At 60.9% G+C, this 21,447-nt stretch carries 18 protein-coding genes; 4 read left to right on the top strand and 14 right to left on the bottom strand.

The genetic code is table 11. From position 1 onward, the window contains the following. Positions 1–64 precede the first annotated feature (64 nt). The 4 genes from paoC to GRI65_RS10415 all read right to left on the bottom strand — a co-directional run bounded on the left by paoC (position 65) and on the right by GRI65_RS10415 (position 6,522). A complete protein-coding gene (gene paoC, locus GRI65_RS10430; protein WP_160756416.1) occupies positions 65–2,260 on the bottom strand; it encodes an aldehyde oxidoreductase molybdenum-binding subunit PaoC in 2,196 nt (731 codons plus the stop codon). Between the two features lie 2 nt (positions 2,261–2,262). Next, on the bottom strand, positions 2,263–3,213 hold the full coding sequence (locus GRI65_RS10425) for an FAD binding domain-containing protein (RefSeq protein WP_160756415.1): 951 nt from the start codon (positions 3,211–3,213) through the stop codon (positions 2,263–2,265). A 2-nt stretch (positions 3,214–3,215) separates the two neighbouring features. Beyond that, positions 3,216–3,917 carry an aldehyde dehydrogenase iron-sulfur subunit PaoA gene (paoA, locus tag GRI65_RS10420; RefSeq protein ID WP_202391250.1) on the bottom strand — a complete coding sequence of 234 codons (702 nt, stop codon included), beginning with the start codon at positions 3,915–3,917 and terminating at the stop codon, positions 3,216–3,218. Between the two features lie 73 nt (positions 3,918–3,990). Next, a complete protein-coding gene (locus GRI65_RS10415) occupies positions 3,991–6,522 on the bottom strand; it encodes a cellulase N-terminal Ig-like domain-containing protein (RefSeq protein ID WP_202391249.1) in 2,532 nt (843 codons plus the stop codon). A 275-nt stretch (positions 6,523–6,797) separates the two neighbouring features. Between GRI65_RS10415 and GRI65_RS10410 the strand changes: the two genes are divergently transcribed. Beyond that, complete coding sequence (locus GRI65_RS10410) at positions 6,798–7,301, top strand: hypothetical protein (RefSeq protein ID WP_160756413.1); 504 nt, start codon at positions 6,798–6,800, stop codon at positions 7,299–7,301. Between the two features lie 15 nt (positions 7,302–7,316). Here the strand turns inward: GRI65_RS10410 and GRI65_RS10405 are convergent, their stop codons facing one another. From GRI65_RS10405 to GRI65_RS10360, 10 genes are all read right to left on the bottom strand, one after another. Beyond that, on the bottom strand, positions 7,317–8,675 hold the full coding sequence (locus GRI65_RS10405) for an APC family permease (RefSeq protein WP_160756412.1): 1,359 nt from the start codon (positions 8,673–8,675) through the stop codon (positions 7,317–7,319). Further along, positions 8,672–10,012: a DUF418 domain-containing protein gene (locus GRI65_RS10400; RefSeq protein WP_160756411.1), complete on the bottom strand. Its 1,341-nt coding sequence runs from the start codon at positions 10,010–10,012 to the stop codon at positions 8,672–8,674. Before GRI65_RS10400 ends, GRI65_RS10405 begins: the two co-directional genes overlap by 4 nt. A gap of 88 nt (positions 10,013–10,100) precedes the next feature. Next, complete coding sequence (locus tag GRI65_RS10395) at positions 10,101–10,892, bottom strand: SDR family NAD(P)-dependent oxidoreductase (protein WP_160756410.1); 792 nt, start codon at positions 10,890–10,892, stop codon at positions 10,101–10,103. Positions 10,893–11,055: 163 nt separating this feature from the next. Then, positions 11,056–11,505: a hypothetical protein gene (locus tag GRI65_RS10390; RefSeq protein WP_160756409.1), complete on the bottom strand. Its 450-nt coding sequence runs from the start codon at positions 11,503–11,505 to the stop codon at positions 11,056–11,058. Between the two features lie 251 nt (positions 11,506–11,756). After that, positions 11,757–12,653 (bottom strand): FAD:protein FMN transferase, encoded by an 897-nt coding sequence (locus GRI65_RS10385; protein WP_269816325.1) that lies wholly within the window; start codon positions 12,651–12,653, stop codon positions 11,757–11,759. Positions 12,654–12,772: 119 nt separating this feature from the next. Then, positions 12,773–13,576: a DUF4198 domain-containing protein gene (locus tag GRI65_RS10380; RefSeq protein WP_160756407.1), complete on the bottom strand. Its 804-nt coding sequence runs from the start codon at positions 13,574–13,576 to the stop codon at positions 12,773–12,775. 51 nt (positions 13,577–13,627) lie between these two features. After that, the gene (locus GRI65_RS10375; protein ID WP_160756406.1) at positions 13,628–14,146 is read right to left on the bottom strand and encodes a DUF2271 domain-containing protein; all 519 of its coding nucleotides are present in this window, start codon (positions 14,144–14,146) and stop codon (positions 13,628–13,630) included. A gap of 20 nt (positions 14,147–14,166) precedes the next feature. Next, positions 14,167–14,847 (bottom strand): PepSY-associated TM helix domain-containing protein, encoded by a 681-nt coding sequence (locus GRI65_RS10370; RefSeq protein WP_160756405.1) that lies wholly within the window; start codon positions 14,845–14,847, stop codon positions 14,167–14,169. A gap of 342 nt (positions 14,848–15,189) precedes the next feature. Continuing rightward, positions 15,190–15,390: a hypothetical protein gene (locus GRI65_RS10365; RefSeq protein WP_202391247.1), complete on the bottom strand. Its 201-nt coding sequence runs from the start codon at positions 15,388–15,390 to the stop codon at positions 15,190–15,192. A gap of 151 nt (positions 15,391–15,541) precedes the next feature. After that, the gene (locus GRI65_RS10360) at positions 15,542–16,270 is read right to left on the bottom strand and encodes a M50 family metallopeptidase (RefSeq protein WP_232844037.1); all 729 of its coding nucleotides are present in this window, start codon (positions 16,268–16,270) and stop codon (positions 15,542–15,544) included. Positions 16,271–17,617: 1,347 nt separating this feature from the next. On the opposite strand from GRI65_RS10360, the gene GRI65_RS10355 reads away from it, so the two are divergent. The 3 genes from GRI65_RS10355 (at position 17,618) to GRI65_RS15140 (ending at position 21,432) form a co-directional block, all read left to right on the top strand. Continuing rightward, positions 17,618–19,867, top strand: a complete 2,250-nt coding sequence (locus tag GRI65_RS10355) for a hypothetical protein (protein ID WP_160756404.1) — start codon at positions 17,618–17,620, stop codon at positions 19,865–19,867. A 213-nt stretch (positions 19,868–20,080) separates the two neighbouring features. After that, entirely contained in the window at positions 20,081–20,950 is an 870-nt protein-coding gene (locus tag GRI65_RS10350; RefSeq protein WP_160756403.1) for a phage exclusion protein Lit family protein, read from the top strand. A gap of 26 nt (positions 20,951–20,976) precedes the next feature. Continuing rightward, positions 20,977–21,432, top strand: coding sequence for a hypothetical protein (locus GRI65_RS15140; RefSeq protein WP_202391246.1), 456 nt, complete (start codon positions 20,977–20,979; stop codon positions 21,430–21,432). Positions 21,433–21,447 lie beyond the last annotated feature (15 nt).

Here is a 21,447-nt window from a genome sequence, read left to right as displayed (position 1 = left end):
AGTCCGTGCACGAGCCACTCAGGGCTTTTGCTGGCTGGTCCTTTTTGCAATTCCCAAGTCACGATCAAGCGGCAGGGGGCAGCCGGTCGAGATACTTGTCGAGCGTGACCGGATATTCGCGCACCCGGACACCAATCGCGTTATAGATCGCGTTCGCCACTGCCGCTCCCGGACCGCAAATGCCGAGCTCGCCGACACCCTTGGCCTTCATCGGCGAGATGACCGGATCGAGCGTGTCGAGGAAAATGCATTCTTGGTGCGGAATATCGGCATGGACGGGCACTTCGTAACCGGCGAGGTCGTGATTGACGAAGAAGCCGAAGCGCTTGTCGACATGAAGATCTTCCATCAGGGTCGCGCCAGCCGCCATGACCATGCCGCCAATGACCTGGCTGCGTGCCGATAGCGGGTTCAGGATCCGGCCCGCGTCGCATACGGCGAGCATCCGGGTGACGTGGGTCTCGCCGGTGTAGGCATCGACCCGCACTTCGGCGAAGTGACCGGCGTAGGTCCCGACATCATAGCCGTCCTTGAAATCGCCGTAGTTCATTTCTCCGTCTGCAGTTAGCTCGCCCGCATCCGCGATGCGCCAGCTTTGGTTGTCCAGGGTTGCACGTCCATCTGCGAAATTCGCCGCGTCCGCATCGAAATTGAGCTTCTCGCCGATCATCCGGCGCAGGTTGACGCAAGCTGCGTACACCCCGGCGGTGGAACTGGCCGCGCCCCATTGGCCGCCCGAACCGGACGAAACCGGAAAGCTGGAATCGCCGAGTTTGACCGTCACACTTTCCAACGGCAAACCCATTGTCTCCGCCGCGGTCTGCGCGATGATGGTGTAAGAGCCGGTGCCGATGTCGGTCATGTCGGTTTCGACCGTGACATGACCGTCGGCAGACATCCGTACGCGCGCCGCCGATTTTGTCGTCGGGCCGGCGCGGTAACCCGCCGCCACGCCCATGCCAGTGAGCCAGCGCCCATCGCGCTGTTGACCCGGGACCGCATTCCGCTTCGACCAGCCGAACCGTTCGGCGCCTTCGCGCAAGCAGCGTACGAGGTGCCGGTCCGAAATCTTGGTGTCGGGGTCACCCGGTACCGTTCCGGACGCATCGTTGAGGATACGCAATTCAACCGGATCCATCGCCAGTTTTTCTGCCAATTCGTCCATCGCGACTTCCAGCGCCAAGTGACCCGCCGCTTCACCCGGTGCGCGCATGGCGTTGCCTTCCGGCAGGTCGAGCTGGGCGATCCGGTTTTCGATCAGGCGGTTTGCGCCCGCATAGAGTTTCGGCGTCTGCAGCGTACCGTTTTCGCCTTCCTTCTGGGTGATGTTGCCGGACCAGTTCTGGTGGGCGATCGCGGTAATCCTGCCGTCACGCTCCGCCCCGATCCGCAGGCGCTGGATGGTCGCGTGCCGGTGGGTGCCGTTGTTGAACATGAGCGGTCGCTGCATCGCAATCTTGACCGGGCGGTTGGCAGCCTTCGCGCCAAGCGCGGCCATGACAGCATCGGCCCGCACGAACAGCTTGCCGCCGAAACCGCCACCGATAAACGGCGAATCGACCCGGACGTTCTCCTCGGGCATCCCCAAGATCGAAGCCATGGCCTGCTTGCCCCAATGGATCATCTGGTTCGAAGTCCAGAGAGTGAGATCGGGTCCATCCCACGCGGCGATGGTCGCGAACGGTTCCATCATAGCGTGCGATTCGTCGGGCGTGGTGTAGGTCTCGTCCACTTTTACCGGCGCCGCGGCAAACGCTTCTTCAAATTTCCCAAGTTTCGCGAAATCACTGCCGCCCTCACTTGCCAGAGGCGCTCCGTCCTTCGAGCTGGCGAGATCGAAACTGCCGTCCACGCGGTCATACTCAGTGCCGATCAGCCCGGCCGCCGACCGGGCCTGCTCGAAGGTTTCCGCCACCACCACTGCGATTGCCTGATGATAATGGGAAACCTCGTTTCCCCCGAACAGCGGTGCGTAGTTGTAATCGCTGGTTCCAACGGGTTCGTGTTCGGTCGCTGCGACGATCGCGATCACACCCGGCGCGCGGCGCGCTGCATCGAGGTCCATCGACCGAATCCTACCCTTGGCAATAGCCGAACCGACGATCCAGCCATACGCCTGGTTGGCGGCCACGCCGTGACGTTCCGCCGCATACGGAGCTGTGCCGGTTACCTTGAGCGGTCCATCGATCCGAGGTGTCGACTTGCCGACGATCTTTGCGCGGTCGAAAAGGTTCTGTCCTGCCGGGGCGTTGAATTCCATCGTCAGCTCCTCGCGTCGGCAATGATGCCTGCCAGCGTTCGCTCGGCAAGCGGGATCTTGAACTTGTTCTGGTCGGTCGGGCGCGCTTCGGCGAAGGCCCGCGAGACCACGGCGGCGGCACCTTGGGGCAGCAGTTCCTCCGCTTCCGGCACGCGCCAGGGTTTGGGAGCAACCCCGCCGAAGGCAACTTGCCCCGTCTGGTCGTCCTGTATGACCGCCGCAACGGACACCAGCGCAAACGCATACGAACGCCGGTCGCGAACCTTGTGATAGAAATGCTTGCCCCCCCGCGGGCGTGGCAGCGTGACCGCCGTAATCAGTTCGCCGCGCTCGAGGACCGTCTCTTCCTGCGGCGTATCACCCCATAGGCGGTGGAAATCCGCTATCGGGATCGAACGGGTTGAACCATCTGGCGTGACCGTTTCCACGACCGCGTCCAGGACCCGCATCGCCACCGCCATATCGCCGGGATAGGTAGCAATGCAGGAATCGGAAATCCCGATTACTCCCAATTGCCGGGAGGATCCGCCGATCGCGGAGCACCCATCACCGGGCCTGCGTTTGTTGCACGGCATGTTGGTATCATAGAAATACGAACAGCGGGTTCGCTGCAGCAGGTTGCCAGCTGTGGTCGCCTTGTTGCGGAGCTGCCCAGAAGCGCCGGCCTGGATGGCGCGCGTCAGGACCGCATAATCGCGCCGCACCCTGGGATGTGCGGAAAGCATGGTATTCGAAACCATCGCTCCGATCCGGATACCGCCGTCGTCGGTATCCGCGATCTCCCCGAAATCAAGGTCCTGCACATCGACCAGGTGGGAGGGCGCTTCGATCTCCAGTTTCATGAGGTCGAGAAGGTTGGTTCCCCCGGCGAGGAACTTCGCCCCCCGCATTGTGGCAACGGCACTGGCCGCCTCGGCCGGAGTACGGGCGCGCTCATAGGTGAAGCTTCGCATCGTTACGCCTCCGCTACTTCGGTCATGGCCTCGGCGATGTTCGAATAGGCTCCGCAGCGGCAAATATTGCCGCTCATTCGCTCACGCAATTCGATGTTCGAGAGACCGATGTCGCCAGCAAGGTCGTCGGTCACGTGGCTCGGCACTCCGTTCCTGATTTCCTTGAGGACTGAAACCGCCGAGCAAATCTGCCCCGGCGTGCAATAACCGCATTGGTAGCCGTCGTGCTTGACGAAGGCCGCCTGCATCGGATGCAGGTCGCCCGGTGTGCCCAAACCTTCAATGGTGGTAATCTCGTCGCCCTCGTGCTGGACCGCCAGGCTCAGGCAGGAATTTATTCGCTCGCCGTTCACGATCACGGTGCAGGCACCGCACTGACCGTGGTCGCAGCCCTTCTTGGTGCCGGTCAGTTGCAGATGTTCTCGCAGCGCATCGAGCAATGTCGTGCGGGTGTCGAGTTCCAGTTCACGGGCTTCGCCGTTGATCTTCATTCGTAGGGGCATAATTGCCTCAACGGCCATACCGGCAGGAATATCCCGGGCATTCAGAATTGAATTGTGGGGAACCGCTGCCGAGACGACACCGCCTGCCAGGACGCCTCGGCGGGAAACTTTGAAAAATCCGTTCTCGGCCACCGCCTTCTCCTTTTCAGACGCGGTCAGCGCTGCTGAATACCGCCGATGCCGCGCCAAATTATCGCGCATTCTGGCTCGTTGACAAGGGCTCCTGTCGGAGAAAGCCACCGGGTTGGCGTTCAAAACCGCCAGGTTCGAACGCTTACGGCTCAGGCGCGTAAAGTTCGTCGGCGGCCAGCGCGAGAAACATGTAATTGGTCGCGCCGCCGCCCATCACATATTCTCCCTGCTGCCAGAAGAATGGCCATTCCTTCAGTTCGGGCAGATCCGGGCGTACCAAATTGGTGCCGGAGATTACGCCGCCCGGAATATACGACCAGTCCGCCCGATTGACGCCGTACGCAACCAGCGGCGAATCCGCCCCAACCCCGGAAACGAAGCTCTCGGTATTTTCGCCGGGATGTACCCCGAGCACGAAATTGAGCGCGTTGAGGAAGCTGTCCTGCGAGGTGGCATCCGGCCAAGCCTTATGAAAGAACCACTGGCGAACCCCTAGCGACTGGACCGTCCAGCCAGCGCCCCAGATTTCCGGTTCGTAGGGCACACCGTACGGGCTGTTGCTCTGCGCACTGCGGTCCATCTTTTGCTGATACGTCGCCACCGCTTCGGCGAGTCGGCGGCGGAAGCCCGCGGGCAGAAGCGGCTCGATCGAGGCGAGCCGCCAGGCGCTGTTCTCTACATCGGCGATGATCGCCTTTTCCATCGCAGCGAGCTGTCGGATGTAGACCGAATCGCGGGTCGCCTCGGCAAGTTCGGCGAGCGCGAATGTCTTGTTGCCGACACTGTCGGACCGCCCGATCGCCCGCTGGGTGAGCTCCCGCGCGGCCGCGATCGCCTCCTCGCCCAGCGGAGACCCGTTGGCGCGCATCACCCGGCCCGCCGCGGCCAGGCCTCCCGCGACATACAATTCGCGGTTCGGGTTGTCCTCGGTGAAGACCCAGCGGTCGTCCCAAAGGATCGGGTTGCCACTGGTGTCGAGACCCAGTCCCTCGACCGGTTTCTTCAGCGTGTTGTCGGTATGGTTGGCAGCGTCGCCCAGCATCACGTAGGCGCGCAGGCTGGGGGTGATGATACCGCGGTAAAGCCGTCCCAGCGACCGGTAGCCGCCGAGTACGGACAGCAGGCCGTGCTCGATTTGCTGTACCGCATCGTTGACCCCGTCCGGGTCGCGAATTTCCACCACCTTGCGTTCCTGGTCGATCGTGGTCGCGTCGTAATCGAGACCGAACTCCTCGACCATTTTGGCGAGCATGTAAGTGGTGCCAATCTGCGATTCGACGCGCAGGTCGTAGTCCCCTGCATCGTGCCAGCCGCCCCGGTCAAGCCCCGGCACGATATCACCCGGCGCATATTTGGTCAGGGTCGCATCGCCCTGCACATAACCATCGATATGGTTGAGCGAAAGAGGTGCCATCAGCGCATCGTCCATGTGGCCAAGGCCGTGCCAGACACGGTATTTCTCGTTCACGCGCATGTGGCACATCTGGACCGGCAGGAAGTATTCCAGCGTCGGCTGCCAGGCGTGCCGCGAATAGACTTCGTTGTCGATCCGGAATGGATGCGAAACGCTTTTCCCGTACGCGATCTGGTAAAGTCCCGGCGTATTGATCGCGCTGAAATCAAACGAGGCATAGTCGTACCGCAGGAAGTCACCCCAAGGCCGCGGCACCGCCGACAGGACCTGTTCGCGCCCTTTGCCGGTAAGCCGGTAAAGCGTAGCCGCACCCGCCGGCTTTTCCCCGCGTGCCATTTCGATCACCGCACGTTTCGGCTGTGCGGGCGCATAGCCGATTTGCGAGACCTGTATGACCGGACCATAGCTCCAGTCTGCGTCAGTATCCGGAGTGACCAGCCACTCGACCGCGCGCGTCGTCGCGCCGGCGGGTATCGCGGTCCGGACAATGAACCAACCATTGTTATGCGCCGAACGCCCGTCGATCAGTTCGAGTTCGCCCGAGCCGAGGTTCTCGAAGCGGATACGCTGCAGTTCGGTCTCGGGCGCAACCGTAAGGCGCTGACCGGTCGCCAGCGGTGTCGCAAGTTGCTGGCTGTTGGGATCCTGGACCGGGCCATTCTCCTGTGCGTTGCGCGGCACCGCCACCGCGCCGCCCGCTAGAGTAGCAACCGGGCCGTTCGGTTGGTTGTGGAACAGACCCGCCTTGCCGTCCATCAACCAGGCCTTGCCGAACAGGTGGCCCGGAAACAGCTCCATGTTGAAGCCCGCCTTGCCGATCCATTCGGGCGGCAATGGCTTGGCCAGGTCGACGGTGATGCGGAACCCGTTACCGCCCGCCGGCTGGACCGTGACGGTGTATTCGATTTCGAGATCGGGATAGAAAATCGGATTGAAACCGCGGCCGTCCTTGGCGGGGTCGGGATAGCGCAGGGTCTGGCGAATGGTACCGGTCGCGGCATCGATCGTGCGTTCGCCGGCAGAGACGGGCATTGGCGACCACTGGCCCGGCTCCGGTTCAAGCCGCACATCGCCATTCGCGGCGACACGGCGGCCATGCTGGACGATCGTGACGCCGGTCTGATGTCCGTCAGGATAGATATCGTCGAACACGATCACTTCGAGGCCGGGCGCCTTCAGATATCCCTGATCGCCCAGCGATAGCTCTTCCTTGGCCGGCCCCGACTGGGCCAGAAGCAGCGGTACGATTACCGCCAGCATGCATGTTTGCCTGATTCGCATCCAACTCACTCCCCAGCGCTATCGCCGCGCCTTTTACGCTGGCGAGGGTTTGATGGGCCGCTGGCTTTCAAGGCACAGTTTTGTTCCGATCCCAACATGGTAGCGCTACCACTCTGGCGGGGCGACGCAAGGGTAAGTTATCTGCCAATTGCCTCCCGCAACTTGGGTGCTACCTTACCCGTGACGCACGCCATTGTGTGCCAGCTCGTTGGGGGTTACAAAAGTCCGTCGCATCACTTCAGGGGAACAAGCCCATGCGATACGCCTGCCCGCTCATTTGCTTTCTTTCGATTCCCGGTGCGGGATGTGCACAGGAACACCCGCAACCCGGCGACGAGGCGGCGGTCGAACTAATTTCCGACGATGAAATCTTCAAGGCGGCAGGCTTCGAATTTTCAGGAGACAATTGGCGCAAATGCGGCGACCCCGGCTCCGCGAGCTACGAACCCGGCGCGATCATGGAACGCGGAGATTTCAACGGCGATGGCTTTCCCGATGCGCTGGTCACCGAAGGCGGCACATACTGTTTCGGAATGACCGGCTATGGATACACGCTGGTATCGCGGGGACCGGACGGTGCCTGGCGGATCATGGATGAACGCATAGGCATACCCGAATTCCTCGGCACGCTGGGGGCCGATGGCTGGCCGGATATTGAAGTCGGCGGCCCTGGCTTCTGCTTCCCCGTCATGCGCTGGAACGGCTCGGAATACGTCGCCAACCGCACCGAGTATGAAGGCTCGCCGTGCCGCCAGTGAGGCCCCGAGAGGCCGTCATGATGCAATTTCCAAGTCAATTTTGCGTCTCTCGCGCCCGAGATGAAGGCCTACCGGGACGCAGATGCCGATCAGGCCAGCGACCCACAATCCGCTGACCGGATCAGCGGCGACGACTGCGGCAAACAGCGCGATGGTGATCGCCAGGATCAGCGCGGGGAGAACCGGGTGACCGATTGCCCGGAACGGACGTTCCATGTCCGGGCGCTTTAACCGCAGCGCGAAGTACGACGCGTTGTAGAGCACTCCCGCGAAAATTCCGGTCGCGACCTGGATCTTGAAGACAAAGACATAGCCGCCGGTGAGAATCATCGGAATCGCGACCGCCGTTCCGATCAACATCGCCGCCCACGGTGTCCCGCCGCGATTTACCAGCATCGCGCTCCTGATGAACAACCCGTCCCGCGCCATGCCGTACAGGATGCGCGGATGGGTCATGACGAGGGCATTAAGCGTCAGCAACGCCATGATCGCAGCCGCCAGCCCGGTCACCTTCGTTCCCACCGGACCAAGCAGGCCCTCGATCAGCAGAGCTACCGGCAAATCGGATTCGCGCAGCGCCTCCAGATCGAGCACGGTCAAGACGCACAGGTTTATGGCGAGATAGACAACCAGCAGCATCACGGCCGAGGTGAAGAAGGCGCGAGGGATGTTGCGCGCCGGGTCCTTGTCCTCCTCGGCGAAGAAGGTCGGGCCCTGCCAGCCATCATAGGCGCCGAGCACGATCTGCAATGCGGTAATGAACGCGATCCAGCCGATAACTGCTTCAGGCGCGGAGAGCGGTGCGGCGACAGCTGTCGTGCCGGATGGCGCGATAGGCTCGACCACAAAGGCGGCAACGATCACGCAGCCGAGCAGCGCCAATTTGAGCATCAGGCCCACGATGTTCGATACGCGGCCCTCTTCGACCCCGAGCCAGTTGAACGCAGTGACGAGTAACAGGGCGGTGATCGCGATCGGCGCAGTGAACGCGGCAGCGGCCGGGATCGCGAACGTCAGGAACTCGGCAAACGCCAGGGCAAGCGCGGCCCCGCCAGCGGCGAATCCGGCCCACATCGCCCATCCCGCCAGCAGGCCCATACTGTCTCCGAACGCCTCCCGGACCGGAACATAGATGCCGCCCGCCCGCGGCAGGGCAACTGTGAGTTCCGAGGCAACATTGACCGACAGCAGCACGTAAACCCCGCCGAGCGCCCAGACGAATATCGCCGCCCAGAACAAGGGGACTTCGTTGGCCACCACGCCGGGAGTCCTGAGGATGCCCGCTCCGATGACCGATCCGGCCATGATCGCGATGCCAAACGGCAAGCCGAGGCGCTTCTGGAGGTCGGTGGCAGGTGGCCCGGGTGCGGTCATGCGGCCGCCGCCGTGGGTCGACGCAATTTCGGAGCCTGGGCATAGGTGAGGGTCCGCCAGATCCATTCGAGCGGTCCCATCTGAAAATGGCGCAGCCACAGAGGACTGGCGACCAGTTGAGCCGCCCAGATTGCAAACACGATATAATAGAGTTCGTGCCGTTCGAGCTGGCCGAAATAGCCCAGCCCGACGAAGAAGATCGCGCAGACCACCGAATGCGTGAGGTAATTGGTGAACGCCATCCGCCCAACGCACGCAAGTGCGTGCTGGAACCACGGAAGGATGCCGGAACGTGCAATCAGGAGCAGCAAACCCAAATGTCCCGCCGTGGTTGCGAGGCGGCCAAGGTCATAGGTCAGCCGCGTTTGGCTGTAGGCGAGCAGGCTGAAACCGTTCTCGATGATCCACCGGGTCTCAAGCGTGTTGACGGTCAGCCCGATGCCATATCCCGCTGCGATCAATGCCACGTAGTATCGAGTCCGCCGTTCGAGCGTGAAGACACCCAGTTTGAACAGCCCCAGGCCGATCAGCATCATGCTGAAGACATCGAAGAAGATGTGGCGATAGAAACCCCAACTCTGGGCGCGCCGCGTTTCTTCGGCAACCTGCGCGAGTGCACTGGTATAACTGGCGGTTCGTGCCCGGACGTAAGTTTGCTGCTCTTCTGCCGTGTATTCGAATCCTTCGAGCGCGCCTTGCCACTCTTTGGCTAGCTCTTTCTGTTCCGGAGTTACCTGCGCGTCCTTGTCTTGGACAAGTTCGTAAGCCGCGTGCTGCTCGAGCAGTGCCATGTTGTCCAGCAAACCCCAGGTGGCCCCGAACGCGAGCATGGCAGCCGCGATGGCGAAGAGCCATTTGGGCGCGAGCGTGCGGAACGGGAAGGCGATCAGCGCGATCAGGCCGTAATAGAACAGAATGTCCCCGCTCCACAGGAAGATGAAGCCGTTGACGAGGCCGAAAAAGGCCAGCCACAGATTGCGGCGCGCGTAGATATCCGCGACGTCGGTTCGGCCTTTTGCCTCGAGCCGCGACGTGAACAGGATGATGCCTGCGCCGAAAAGCATCGAGAACAGCGCACGCTGGGTGCCTTCGAACCCGATCTGGATTATGATCCAGGACAGCAGATTGAGCCCCTCGGCGCCGCCGGCATTCGTGGGGTTCCCGTAAGCATGCGGCAGGCCGAACCCGGTGATGTTCATCAGCAGGATGCCGAACAACGCGGCACCCCGCACGAAATCGAGTGCCGCGATGCGATCATCCGCCGACGCTGGTTGCGGGACATCGGGCGTCGCCTGCACGGATGTCATCAGGCGTACTTCAGTGGCTGCGGTAGCCATAGCTTTTACCCTCTCTGTTCGATCGTGTGGTCGGCATTATTGGCGCAGAAGGTGCTATCGTGATCGCTTGCATCGCGCCCCTTTCCGCTCAGAAAACCGAATATCCGCCGTCGACAGGCAGGGTGATGCCGGTGACGAAATCGGCGGCCGGGCTGGCCAGGAACACTGCTGCACCCGCGCACTCTTCCGGTTCGCCCCATCGGCCCGCCGGGGTACGCGCCATCAGCATCGCGTTGAAATCGCTCCAGTCGGGATCGCGGCGCGCGACCTGCGTCTTTTCAGTCGCTATCCAGCCCGGAGCGATCGCGTTGACCTGGATGCCGTGCGGTGCCAGCTCGATCGCTATGGATTTGGTCAACTGGACAACAGCTCCCTTCGCAGCAGCGTAGGACGGCAGGGCGGCCGCGCCGAAGATCGAATACATGCTGGCAAGGTTGATGATCTTGCCCCGCCCGCGCTGCTGCATCGACGATGCCGCCGCCTTCGCCAGCAGGAAAGTCGCGGTCAGATGCGTGGCCAGCGCGTTGTCCCAGCCTTCTTGCGACTGGTGCAGCACGCCTCCGCTGACATCGGCGTTGCCGGCGTTGTTGACGAGGATGTCGATCGGACCGAGAGCGCGTTCTACACTGGCAATCGCGAGAGCCAGCGCGGCGCGGTCGGTCACATCGAGAATGTCGGCATGGGTCGGTTGGCCGATCTGTTCGAGTTCGGCTTCGACCCCTGCGTTGCGATCTGGATCGCGCGCAAGGATTGCCACGGCTGCCCCAGCATTCGCAAATCCAAGTGCAATCGCCCGCCCGATCCCGCGGTTCCCGCCAGTGACGAGTGCGACTTTTCCTGACAAGTCGAAGCTCGGGCCCCGAAGGTGACCTTGCGTCACGCGGACGGCACCGGAAGCTGACGCCAACGATGGTTAATCTGGCCGAGTTTCGGTGCTGGCTGCGCCACGGCAAGATCCTCCTCTGCCGAGATGTCGGGATGAACTCCGGCGGGCGGCTGGGTCGCAATCCCGCCCGCCGAAGATCTGGCTGCGCTTTACAGCTTCAGCGCGGTTTGAGTTCCTGCAGCAACATCGAACTGATCACCGTGCGATATTCGGACCGGTTGCCGCTCGCGGCGATCTGTTCCCGAACCGTGGTTTTCGACCATGCATCGAACGCCTTGTTCCGGCGTTCTTCCTCGGCCGCATCGGGCAGGCTGGCGAACTGGGTCACGAGAAAGATGTCGGGTTCACCGGCCCGCGCGTTCGAATTGGCGTAGATGCCGTAATCGCTGATCCAGCTTTGCGACTTGGCGTATTCCTGGAACCTCTTCCATTCGGTCGCGAGCCACTCGGCGTATTTCAGTCCGCCTTCTCCATCTTCGACGACGACGCCGGCCATCGAGACGTATTCACCCGAAACCAGCGGGAATTCCTGCGCGGCAGCGGGAGCGGCAAATGGCAGTGCGATCGCCATAACAGCGGCGGCTAAGGTGCTCTTGATCAGTTTCACGATATTTCCCCTTTTAGTTGAACCCAATCCCGCGCCGCTTTCGGCAAAGCTTCGCCATCACCGCCGAACGGAGTGTTCGTGATCCTTGAAACTTAGCCTGCGATACGGTCTTGCGAGTTTCTGAATGCCCTGCGGGACGCATCGCGGTCAACCGGCTGAACCGTCAATAAAGCGTCAATTCGCCATACTTCAGGCCTCTCGCGGGTAGGCGGGCATCATCGGCCCATCGTTCATCAGGCCGAATATGAAGATCACGGGCTGAGCCACCGGGTCCAGGTTTTGCTTTCCCAGACTTCAGATTTCGTCACCATACGCGCAGGAATGGCATTGGCATTCGCAAACACGGCGCCTGTTTCCGGGCCAAGCACCATGATTGCTGTGGCCAGTGCATCAGCCTGCATGCACCCAGGGTGCAGAACCGTCACTGACAGAATGTCATCTGCAAGCGGCAGCCCACTTTCTGGTTCGATCGTGTGACCCCATGATTGCCCGGACGCGGCACGCCGGCGACGATAGTTTCCTGACGTGGCAACGGACCAGCCGAGTAGGCCAATCCGTGCCGACTGCGCCAAACTGGCGGGCGGTGTTTCAAGATCGACCCACCAAGGAAGACCATCCTGCCGCAAACCCGATGCACGCAGTTCGCCGCCGATATTCAGAAGGACGTGATCAACACGCAACTTTTTCAGTGCGATTACGCCGGCATCGACTGCAAAGCCCTTGGCAATGCCGGAAAAATCGAGCTTTAGTCCGCCCGGCTGGAGCAGGACCCGGCCGCGTTCCGATACCGCGACGTCACGCCAGTCAAGCTTTCGAGTCCCTACGGCGTCTTCTGAGGATGGGCGCTGGCAGGGACCGGCCGTATGGCCGAAACCCCATAGCTCGGACGCCCCGCCAATGGTGGGATCGAATGCACCCGAAGTAGCTCTGGCAATATTAAGCGCGCAATCGAGAACCAAAGCGAACTCGTTCCGCAATCGATGGCGGCTTCCCGGAGCGGCGTGGTTAAAGCGGCTGAGGTCGGATTCCTCGTCCCACTGGCTCATCTGCGCGATGACACGGTCGAAAACGTGATCAAGCGCGGTGCGCAGCATTCCATCGGTCATCTCCGGAGGAGCGACCGCCTCCAACGACCAATCGGTTCCCATCGTTCCGCCGTGAAGCCGCACAGTTCTGCCGCCGACCGGATGGGGCGGAAAATCCGGCATCGGCCCGGGAGGAAGCAGGAGTTGTTCGACCTCCTGCTGCCCTTCGTCCGGCATCAATTTCAGAGCGGCAGAAATTCGAGCACCGCGGTGTAAGAAGCACGGCGCCCTGGTTGGCCATTGGCGGCGTCCTGCGAACTGGAAACCTCGAGGTAATACATCCCGGCTTCGCTTGGCTGGAGCGTCACGCGGCCCTCGGCATCGGTGCGCAGCATCACGATCCCCGGTTCGTCCCGGTAGCGCGTCCCGCCAGCCACGAACTCGACTTCAAGGTCGGCTGCCGGCTGGCCATCGAGCAGGAAACACATCACTGCCGGTTCGCCGGCAACGATGTCGTTGGGGTGGGTGACGGGGATCATCTCGAGGCCGCTGCCCGTCGGCTGGAGCGCTGTGTCTGTCGGGGCCCCTAGCGTCACGAATGTCTCGGTTCGCGAATTGCTGCGACTGCTGCTGATGTTGGTCGCGCCTGCTGGTAAAGCGTCGCCGCTGCCGCGGAAGCGGTGACGTTCGCCGTTAAGCTCATATGATCCCATCACGCCGTCACTGACCAACGCGATCCGGTAGGTGCCCTGCGCCCTCAAGGGCACATCGAACATGCTGCGATAGGCTCCCGCGCCGAGAATGGTAGGATCGACCGGCGCACCATCCGGCCCGGTTATGACCAGAGAATCGAGTGCCATCGGGCGATGATCAAACAGGAACAGGCCGTTAGAGGCGGCGGCATCGACAGTCACGAGATCACTCTCACCTGCTAACACGGTTGAGGACGGGAGCAGCCAGCGGCGATGCGCTTCCGCTTCGCTGGGGAGTAGCGTGGACAGACCCAGAGCGAGGCCAAGAACGAGAAGACCAGGTTTGGCGAGCATGAACGGTTCCTTTTATGCGAATGATTGCGGCGGCTGAATTGGCTGAGCGGTTCAGCGCTTGGTGGTCAGGCGAACGGCGCCAAGCTCTGATTTACCCCGCGCGCTGGCGGAAGTGAGTGCTTTAGGTGGCCATTGGAATGGGACGGTTACAAGCTCTCGCCCGCCGACTTCACGGGCGGCTTCGACCTGCAAGTTGTAACTGCCGGCAGGAAGGTTTGCGAGCGGACGGCTGCCCTGCCGATATGTGCGGGAATGGGTGCCGGGCGCCTTGGTCGGCGCGGTGACGCCGTTGGCAGGCATCGTCATCGAACGCCCGGCGCGGCGCCACCACGTCCTCATGTCGGGAAGCCATTTGGCTCCGTCCTCGGGCTTGAGGTCGACATCGTACCAGACATCGAGCGTCCGCACCGACTTGCCGGCTGCATCCTCGATCCAGACCGCAACATAGGGCCGGTGGTATTCGGCGACTTTCAGCCGTGGAATCTCGACACTGATGGCCATTTCCTGCGCAGCGGAGGGAGCGGCGGCAAGGCCAGTGGCGGCGAAGGCAAAAGCGATTGATACCCGCATGGGGAAACTCCTGGTGCAGTTCAATGGATGAGGAAGAGGACGAGGAAGAGCGGAATCAGCACACCCGCGCCCGCGATGGGCCACGTTGACGGCCGCTTTTTTGCGTGAAGCTGGAGCAGCAACAGCCCTGTGAGGGAGAAGATCACGGAGGCTGCAGCAAATATGTCGATGAACCAGGACCAGGCCGTACCGGTGTCGCGACCCTTGTGGAGATCGTTGAGATAGGCAATCCAGCCGCGGTCGGTGGTTTCGTGGATCACGTCACCGCTAGACCGGTCGATCAACACCCAGCCATCGCCGCCCGGCTGTGCCAGCGGGACATAAAGTTCGGTTTCGCTCCACTCGGGCGCTCGGCCGGCCACGGCGACATTGGCTGTCTCGTCCAGCCATTCCGCCACCGGGGGCGGGACCGGTGTCTCCGGCCCAGCACTAGCCGATACAGCCTCCAGCGTTGCGACCAATGCGGCAGGCAGCGCATGTTCCTGCGTAGTCACCCGCGGCTCTTCCTCGATCGAGCCCGCATGGTTCAGGGTAATTCCAGTGACCGCGAACAGGATCATTCCCGCCAGACAGATCGCACTGCTCATCCAGTGCCAGGTATGAAACTGGCGCACCCAGAACGCAGGAATGCGGCGCTTGCCGGGCGTTCGCGTGCCGAGCTCCGGGCCGCAAGTCGTGCGCTGCGAAACTGGTGTATGCATTCTCAACTCGTGTCCCGCCAACCCATCCTGCACTGCCGTTATTGCAAGTTGTATTCAATAGCAACAAGCGGAATCACCGAATTTTTTGGGCGTCATGTATCTCATGTTCTTGTAGATTCTGCGCAGCCCCATGATGGGCCCCGACCCGGAGCAGAGCGTCCAAGCTTCTTGATTGTCCGCTCTTAATGAACCGCGACCGTGCGTCATCGACAAGCGCGCGATGGCAACACCCTCCTGCCGGTCATCCAAGCCTGCGAAAATTTGATGGAGCCGGGACAACCTTGGAATTGGGTAGTCCAGACCATGAATGACCGCTTCGCTAGCGGCCCCGGCAGGCGGTAGTCATCCCTTGGGCGTTACCCAAACCTCGACTGGAGTGATGAACTTTCCCTCTGCCGGCTTGCCGACATGAACCCGGTCAGCCTGTACTTGTTCGCCCGTTTCGAGATGGAACGTCACCCAAGGCTTGGGCATGCGCTCGAATTTGATCTTCTGAATGGCAAGGCCCGTAGACGAATTCATGATGGTTGCGACGACGCTCATGATCTGGCGCTACAGCCATGACAGTCATGAATCTACGAGCGGACTGGAGATAGCCCCGATTTTCAGATTGGCTTCTGAACTAACGACGGCTTGGCTACTCCCAGGTTCGCCTTTTTACGAAGGCAAGCGTTGAGTGTTCATTTCGCTTAGTTCATCGCCGGAACGCAATCCGGAAACTCCACCACAGCAAGGCCATAGTCATCGCACTGATGACAGCGCCCCAAAACCAGTAGGGTAGTAACAACAGATCGGCGATTGCGCCCGTATCCGACCGTTGGGGCGTTCCGCCGATGGAGCCCCCGGCACTGAAGAGATAGTCGAACTGCCTCCACACGCTGATACACGCCTGCACTCCGAGGAGTTGGATGCCAAAGCGCTGCCACGAGTCGGACCCCCGCAGCGCTAGTCCGAGGATCCCAAGTCCCATGGCGGGAAGGAATATCCACCCGGTCAGGGAGCGCACCCATATGACAGTGGATACGACCAATGCTCCGCCCAGAACCAACAAGGCAATACGCGTTGCTCGTGCGCTGCGAGACGCAATGATCAGCAGCGCTCCCGCGATCGCAGGGCCCAGGGGTCCGCTGGCAGCTATGAACGCATCCGTTACCCGGAAGCCGTCGGAAGGGCGGAGGGACATGGCAACGCCGGAACCATCAGGAAAGATCAGCAGTCGTTCGAATTGCGACCCTGTCACGATGGCGCCGATGCCGTGGCCCATCTCGTGAAACCAGGTCGCCAGAATAGTAAAAGGGTATAGAATTATGCTGCCGATATAGGTTTGCCACAGGACCACCGAAACCAGCGCGATGCCAAACAGCAGGCGCGCGCGCTCTTCATGATCCTGATGGGCAAGGCCTTTGGTCATCTGGAACTCCAATTGGGGACTGCGCGTCATCAGGCAACCGGAAATGCAAAAAAGTATGTGTGAACGAACGGCTGGTTCTGGAGAGGCGGCCGAGGCAATTAAACGGTGGCTTTGCAGATACTGTCGCCCAGGGGAATGGAGTGCGCCTCAATGCTGTCGAGCGCGCGCCTGCGCACGACAACCGCAATCCCGTTCGGACAGTTAGATGCACTCAGCCTGACAAAAATGACCCCAAACTGCGGATTTCAGGGGCTGGTCGTGATCTGGCACGAACACATTCTGGGGATTTGTTTTCGTTTTCCAGCACATTCCGCTCGATCGCGCATCTTTGCAAAGAAACAAATGGTGCCAGAAGAGGACTCGCTCTAGAGCATTAGTTTACTGATATTACTTGTTTATCTTACGCTGGCTTTCGATTGAGCCCCGATAGGGGCCCCACGACCCTACCGGTGAATGGGGTTCGAGTCCTGTTCTGCCGAATCGCGCAAACTTAGTGCGATTTTTCCTGCTCTTAATGTCTATTTCGCGCCCCAATTATAGTCATAACGAACTGCAAGGCTGGCGCCCAAAATCTGCCGTTAGCAAGTGTTTGTAGCGGGCGTCCTTGCGCCATGGCATCTCGTCAAAGGTTGGGCAATCGCGGTGGATGCGAGTTCGCGGCGCGGACTTCAGCTTGCGAACCCGTTCCATGCCCATTCGCGTTCCCGAATAGGCATTGGCAAAAAACCCTATCTGGTAGCGGCTGTGCCACGAGGCTATGCTCGGCGAGTGCCACATCGCGGTAATGAATTCGCTCGTCCGCTTCCCGGACCCGAAAAAAACAGCGACGACGGAAATGGCGCGCGCCTTCTCCTTGCGCAGCCTCTCAAGCGCCGATCATTGAGGAGTTTTCCCGATTGTTCCTTGACGAGATTGCGGATCATGTTGCCGATCCGGACCTCGCTGCCGAGGTCGTCGCCCCGCGGCGCGGCATCGAGCGGAGCTAACGGATCCATGGCATTCGCATGGACTTTAAAATAGTCGTCGCTCGGCTCGGTCTCGCGTAAAGTGCGACCGGCCATTCGATCTTTGCGGCTTCTTCCTGGAGAAGGCGGGACAGGGCGCGCTCGAAGGCCGAATGCGAAACCAGCATCAGCGCGCCGAGGAAGCGGGCGGCAAGCTCAAGGTCTTCGTCCTCGAACTGCGACAGCCAAGTTTTTCCATTCGCGTATCGGGCAGGCGTAGCGCGGCATCGTCGGGAAGCGATATCGATCGCGAATCATTTCCCGTCATGAGGCGAGCGTAGCGCTTTGATCAGGAGGGGAAAGCCGGACTTGGACGATAATGGCTTATTCGCCTATCGCGGCTGAGGAGCCGATTATGATTAACCCCGCCACACTTGCGCCCTTTGAGATCGCCTATGTTTTTGCGCTGCCCGATTGGGAGCCTCAGCAGGTAACACCGTTTCAGGGCTTTGCGCCGGGCCTCCTCGAATATCTGCCTTACTTCAAATATATTCCTCCGCTTCCCAGCGATCTAATCGAACCGACGCTCGAACTGGAAGAACGGCTCATTCGCCGGCGCGCTGGCGTTGGCGCCTGGAACTGGACGCCCATCAATCTCTCGACCCTGGTCGGCAAGCGCAAACCCCGTCCGGGGTTGCCCTTCATGGTCCTCTTCTCGGCAACCGAAGACACTGCAAAGCGGGTGTCCGCCTGGCGCCGCGACCTGAGGCTCAAGCCCATCCACATCAGCCTGCACAGGAAGGGCGGCGCGCTGCATCCCGAGGATCTGACAGAGGATGTTTTGCGCCATCATCTTATCCAACTCGCGCAAAAGGCAGGCCGGATGGACAAATCGCTCGATTTTGACGCGCATCTCGCGGCCTTGAATGCGTGGCGCCTGATCGATCGCCGCCCTTCCAGCCTGCATTTTCATTGGCACAATGTCACCGCGCCGAACGAAATGACGTTGATCGGCGCAGGAGAGCTCCCGAACAAAGAGGAGGAGGGGCGGCTGATCGCTCCGTCCGCACAGGATTATATCGACGCGATCACGCGATCGACCGAGGCGGTAATGGCGCTTTGGACCGACGAAGCGGAGGGCGGCAGGGATCCGGGCGAGCCTGATCTCACAGCGCTCGGCAACCGGCCCGATATCGTCCTGCTTGCACCTGGTATGTATCGCGGGAGGGTAAAGAAGATGGAGCGCCTTGCCGACGCGTCCTTTTTGAAGCGAGCCTTTCGCGCGCTCGATCGACAAAGAGGTTACACGATGGAGATGCCTTTCAATCCAGAAGGAGACGATACAACAATCGCGCGCCAACAGATTAGCATAGCGTCTATTTTTAGCCTGCGTGGGTCGGAAATGAAGCTAACGACGCTGGGTGTCGGCCTTCGCGCGACCGGAACACTGGCTGCGACGATCCGCCTTCCTCCGGCCGTGAATCGTACAGCCGGCGTGGTCGGCCAGCTCGCCCGTTTTTTACGGGCCCATGAAAACCCGCCGCGCGTCAAATCATCGCGTATCTTTCACATCGTCCAGGATGCGCTGCGCGACGCCATACCTCCCAAGCATCTGGAACTGATCGGCCGTTCGCGCAGCGGCATCAAGATCGTTGCCGACGCGCCGCTAGAATGGCTGCCAATTGGTGGATTGCCGCTCGGGATACGCTTTGACGTCTCGCGGATTGACACGACCCCCGGCAATCTGTTCCTCGACCAGATACGCGCGCCTGTCCCGCTTGCGATTTCGCCCGATTCCTTTCGCAACTATCTCGTTCTTTCGATGTTTGATGACGGCGATCAGATTGCGCCCCACCTGCGCGTTGGCGCGGTGAATACGATGGACGGACAGCAAAAGCCGATCATCGGCAAGTTTGCGTCACCGAAAAATCCCGAGGACTTCGCTGGCGAAATTAATCGCTTCCGGGGACCAATGCTGATCGTCGACAGTCATGGCGATCACCCCGATGGCGATGCGCCCGGTGGCCTGATCATTGGCGGTAAGGCGTTCGATGTCTGGAGTCTCCGCGGCAAAGTCCGGATTCCGCCGATTGTCGTCCTCAGCGCGTGCGACACCCACGGGTTCGACCGGTCGCACGCGACTGTCGCCAACGGCTTCCTCGCCTGCGGCGCGCTGGCTGTGGTGGGAACCTCCTTACCGATCCGGAGTAAACAAGCCGCCCGCTTCATCATGCGGCTGATCAATCGCGCAGTTCACTTCGGCGGTATCATGAGCAAGGCGGGCGTTCCGGTGCCTTGGTCGCATATCGTAGGCGGGGTGCTGCGCATGGATATCGCCGCCGATATCATTCGCGGGTTCGAAACAGACAGTCAGTTCGACGATACGGTTGGCGACGCAATACAGATCCAGACCAACAAGGATCTCAATCCCTGGCGGTCGGACTGGTACGAACGCCTGAAGGAGCGCGTGTTTGCCGCTTGTGCGATGGAGCGTGCTGCTTGGGATCGGCAACTGGCCGACTTGATCGCGAGCTCGGACGCGATCCGGTATGTGCATCTCGGCAATCCCGAAGCGATCCTAGTCGCAGCGCCCGATGTCGCGGCAGCGACATTCAGCGCTCTCAAGGGCGGTTATGCTCCGGAGATAGCACTCGCGGCAATTTGAAGGGAAAGGCCGGTATGGTCCCACGACAGCAAGTTCGTGCGCCGCTGCCTAGCCTTCTGCATTAGGTCTACTCTCCCGGCCCTACAGGAACAGTGGCCTCGAACTCGAATGGCTTGTCGAACGCATTGAATTGCTGCAGTCCGAGGTGAAGGCGGCCGCAGAACGTCGCCTGACTGAAGATTCCTGACTTGCACTTTTGTGAATTGATGATCGGTGACCCAGAGTGATTCCGAAAGGCTGACGACCGGCTTTTTCTCGCAAATACGTGAGAGCCCATTCCGTATCGCGCCTGAACGCGCCATCGAACTCGTCGATGAAATGGGCGGCGAAACCTGGCCGCTCGATTTCGCGAGTGGATCGGCCAACTTTGAGGCGCTGCCGAATTCCAAGACCATCGAAGGAACATATGCGGCGCTCCTGAGCCTGTGGGCCGTCGCTGCATCGGTATGGGCGATCTTCTCGACTGCCCGGATGGCGAGGGAGGCGGGTTACGAACAGCTCGACTTGATGACATTGCCGGCAGGTCGGATGGCTATGGAGCTCAAACGAGCGGCGCTCGAGATCATTCGGAATCCTGACGCGCCGTGGGACGAAGCACTTCCTGATCCGGACCCCGGTGCATCGAGATCGTCGTTCGACGGCCTGATAAACAATTTGTTCCTGGCGGCGGTAAGCTTTGTGGTCCTGCATGAGATCGGCCATCTCGTTATGGGTCATCAAGCCTATAGCGGCCGGTCCCACGATCAGGAGCGGGAGGCAGACGAGTGGGCGATTGCCTGGATATTGAAAAGCCCGCCCAGCGATAAGCATCGCGATTTCCGGGCGGCGGCCATCTGCGTCGCCTTTGTCTGGATTGGCCTAATTGACGAGGTGCGCAGGTCGAAAGTCACGCATCCGCCGGCGAATCAACGGTTAGGCGAGGCATTCAATTATTTCGAAAAACTCGGCGACGACTCTCTGGCGTTTGAGATCAGCAGCTACGCCCTAAAGGCGTATTTCGATCCAGTTAGCGAGAATCCGGCGGACGAGAATCCGCTCGACGGATTTATCTCTTCGCTCATGGCTTACTCACGCAGTGAATGATGGGAGCGGGCGTGAGGAGGGCAAAGATGCGCAAGGTTCCGACCGCAGAGGAGTTCGCGGCCTTCAAGGGCGCGCATTGCCACCAGCTCTGGGCGCGGGTGGGCCCCGATTGGATATGCCCAAGCTGCCGGCGATCGAAATTCCAGATTCTGCGCTGGACGAAGCGTTTTCCCAATTCGGACCATCCGTTTCTTGACTGGCTGGCTGCGCTGCACGAGCATCATGACCATGCGCGCAGCTGGGACGGCGTCGGCACCGCGCGCTTCAACCCGACAGTCCTTTGTGATCAGTGCAACGCAGCCGATGGCGTTGCCAAGCGCCGCCTGAAATTACCCGAGAATTTCTCGTTCACGCCCACGGAAATTGGGCAGTTCGTTACATCGCAGCCGCACGGCAAACATGTGCTGGACCTTGCGATGGCTGAGCGGATCTACCGCTCGCTTTGGACGCGCTCTGAGAATGGCTTTAGACGCAGGCTCTGACGGACGACGCCCATC

It is taken from the genome of Allopontixanthobacter sediminis (assembly GCF_009828115.1).
GTDB lineage: Bacteria > Pseudomonadota > Alphaproteobacteria > Sphingomonadales > Sphingomonadaceae > Allopontixanthobacter > Allopontixanthobacter sediminis.
The sequence above is the reverse complement of the archived record's forward strand: the minus strand, read 5'-3'. Positions and strand labels throughout refer to the sequence as shown.

Bases quoted from the DNA above. Each gene is read 5' to 3' on its own strand.
- paoC (WP_160756416.1), bottom strand. From the start codon at position 2,260: ATGGAATTCAACGCCCCGGCAGGACAGAACCTTTTCGACCGCGCAAAG.
- GRI65_RS10425 (WP_160756415.1), bottom strand. From the start codon at position 3,213: ATGCGAAGCTTCACCTATGAGCGCGCCCGTACTCCGGCCGAGGCGGCC.
- paoA (WP_202391250.1), bottom strand. From the start codon at position 3,917: ATGCGCGATAATTTGGCGCGGCATCGGCGGTATTCAGCAGCGCTGACC.
- GRI65_RS10415 (WP_202391249.1), bottom strand. From the start codon at position 6,522: ATGCTGGCGGTAATCGTACCGCTGCTTCTGGCCCAGTCGGGGCCGGCC.
- GRI65_RS10410 (WP_160756413.1), top strand. From the start codon at position 6,798: ATGCGATACGCCTGCCCGCTCATTTGCTTTCTTTCGATTCCCGGTGCG.
- GRI65_RS10405 (WP_160756412.1), bottom strand. From the start codon at position 8,675: ATGACCGCACCCGGGCCACCTGCCACCGACCTCCAGAAGCGCCTCGGC.
- GRI65_RS10400 (WP_160756411.1), bottom strand. From the start codon at position 10,012: ATGGCTACCGCAGCCACTGAAGTACGCCTGATGACATCCGTGCAGGCG.
- GRI65_RS10385 (WP_269816325.1), bottom strand. From the start codon at position 12,653: ATGGGAACCGATTGGTCGTTGGAGGCGGTCGCTCCTCCGGAGATGACC.
- GRI65_RS10380 (WP_160756407.1), bottom strand. From the start codon at position 13,576: ATGCTCGCCAAACCTGGTCTTCTCGTTCTTGGCCTCGCTCTGGGTCTG.
- GRI65_RS10375 (WP_160756406.1), bottom strand. From the start codon at position 14,146: ATGCGGGTATCAATCGCTTTTGCCTTCGCCGCCACTGGCCTTGCCGCC.
- GRI65_RS10370 (WP_160756405.1), bottom strand. From the start codon at position 14,847: ATGCATACACCAGTTTCGCAGCGCACGACTTGCGGCCCGGAGCTCGGC.
- GRI65_RS10365 (WP_202391247.1), bottom strand. From the start codon at position 15,390: ATGAGCGTCGTCGCAACCATCATGAATTCGTCTACGGGCCTTGCCATT.
- GRI65_RS10355 (WP_160756404.1), top strand. From the start codon at position 17,618: ATGATTAACCCCGCCACACTTGCGCCCTTTGAGATCGCCTATGTTTTT.
- GRI65_RS15140 (WP_202391246.1), top strand. From the start codon at position 20,977: ATGCGCAAGGTTCCGACCGCAGAGGAGTTCGCGGCCTTCAAGGGCGCG.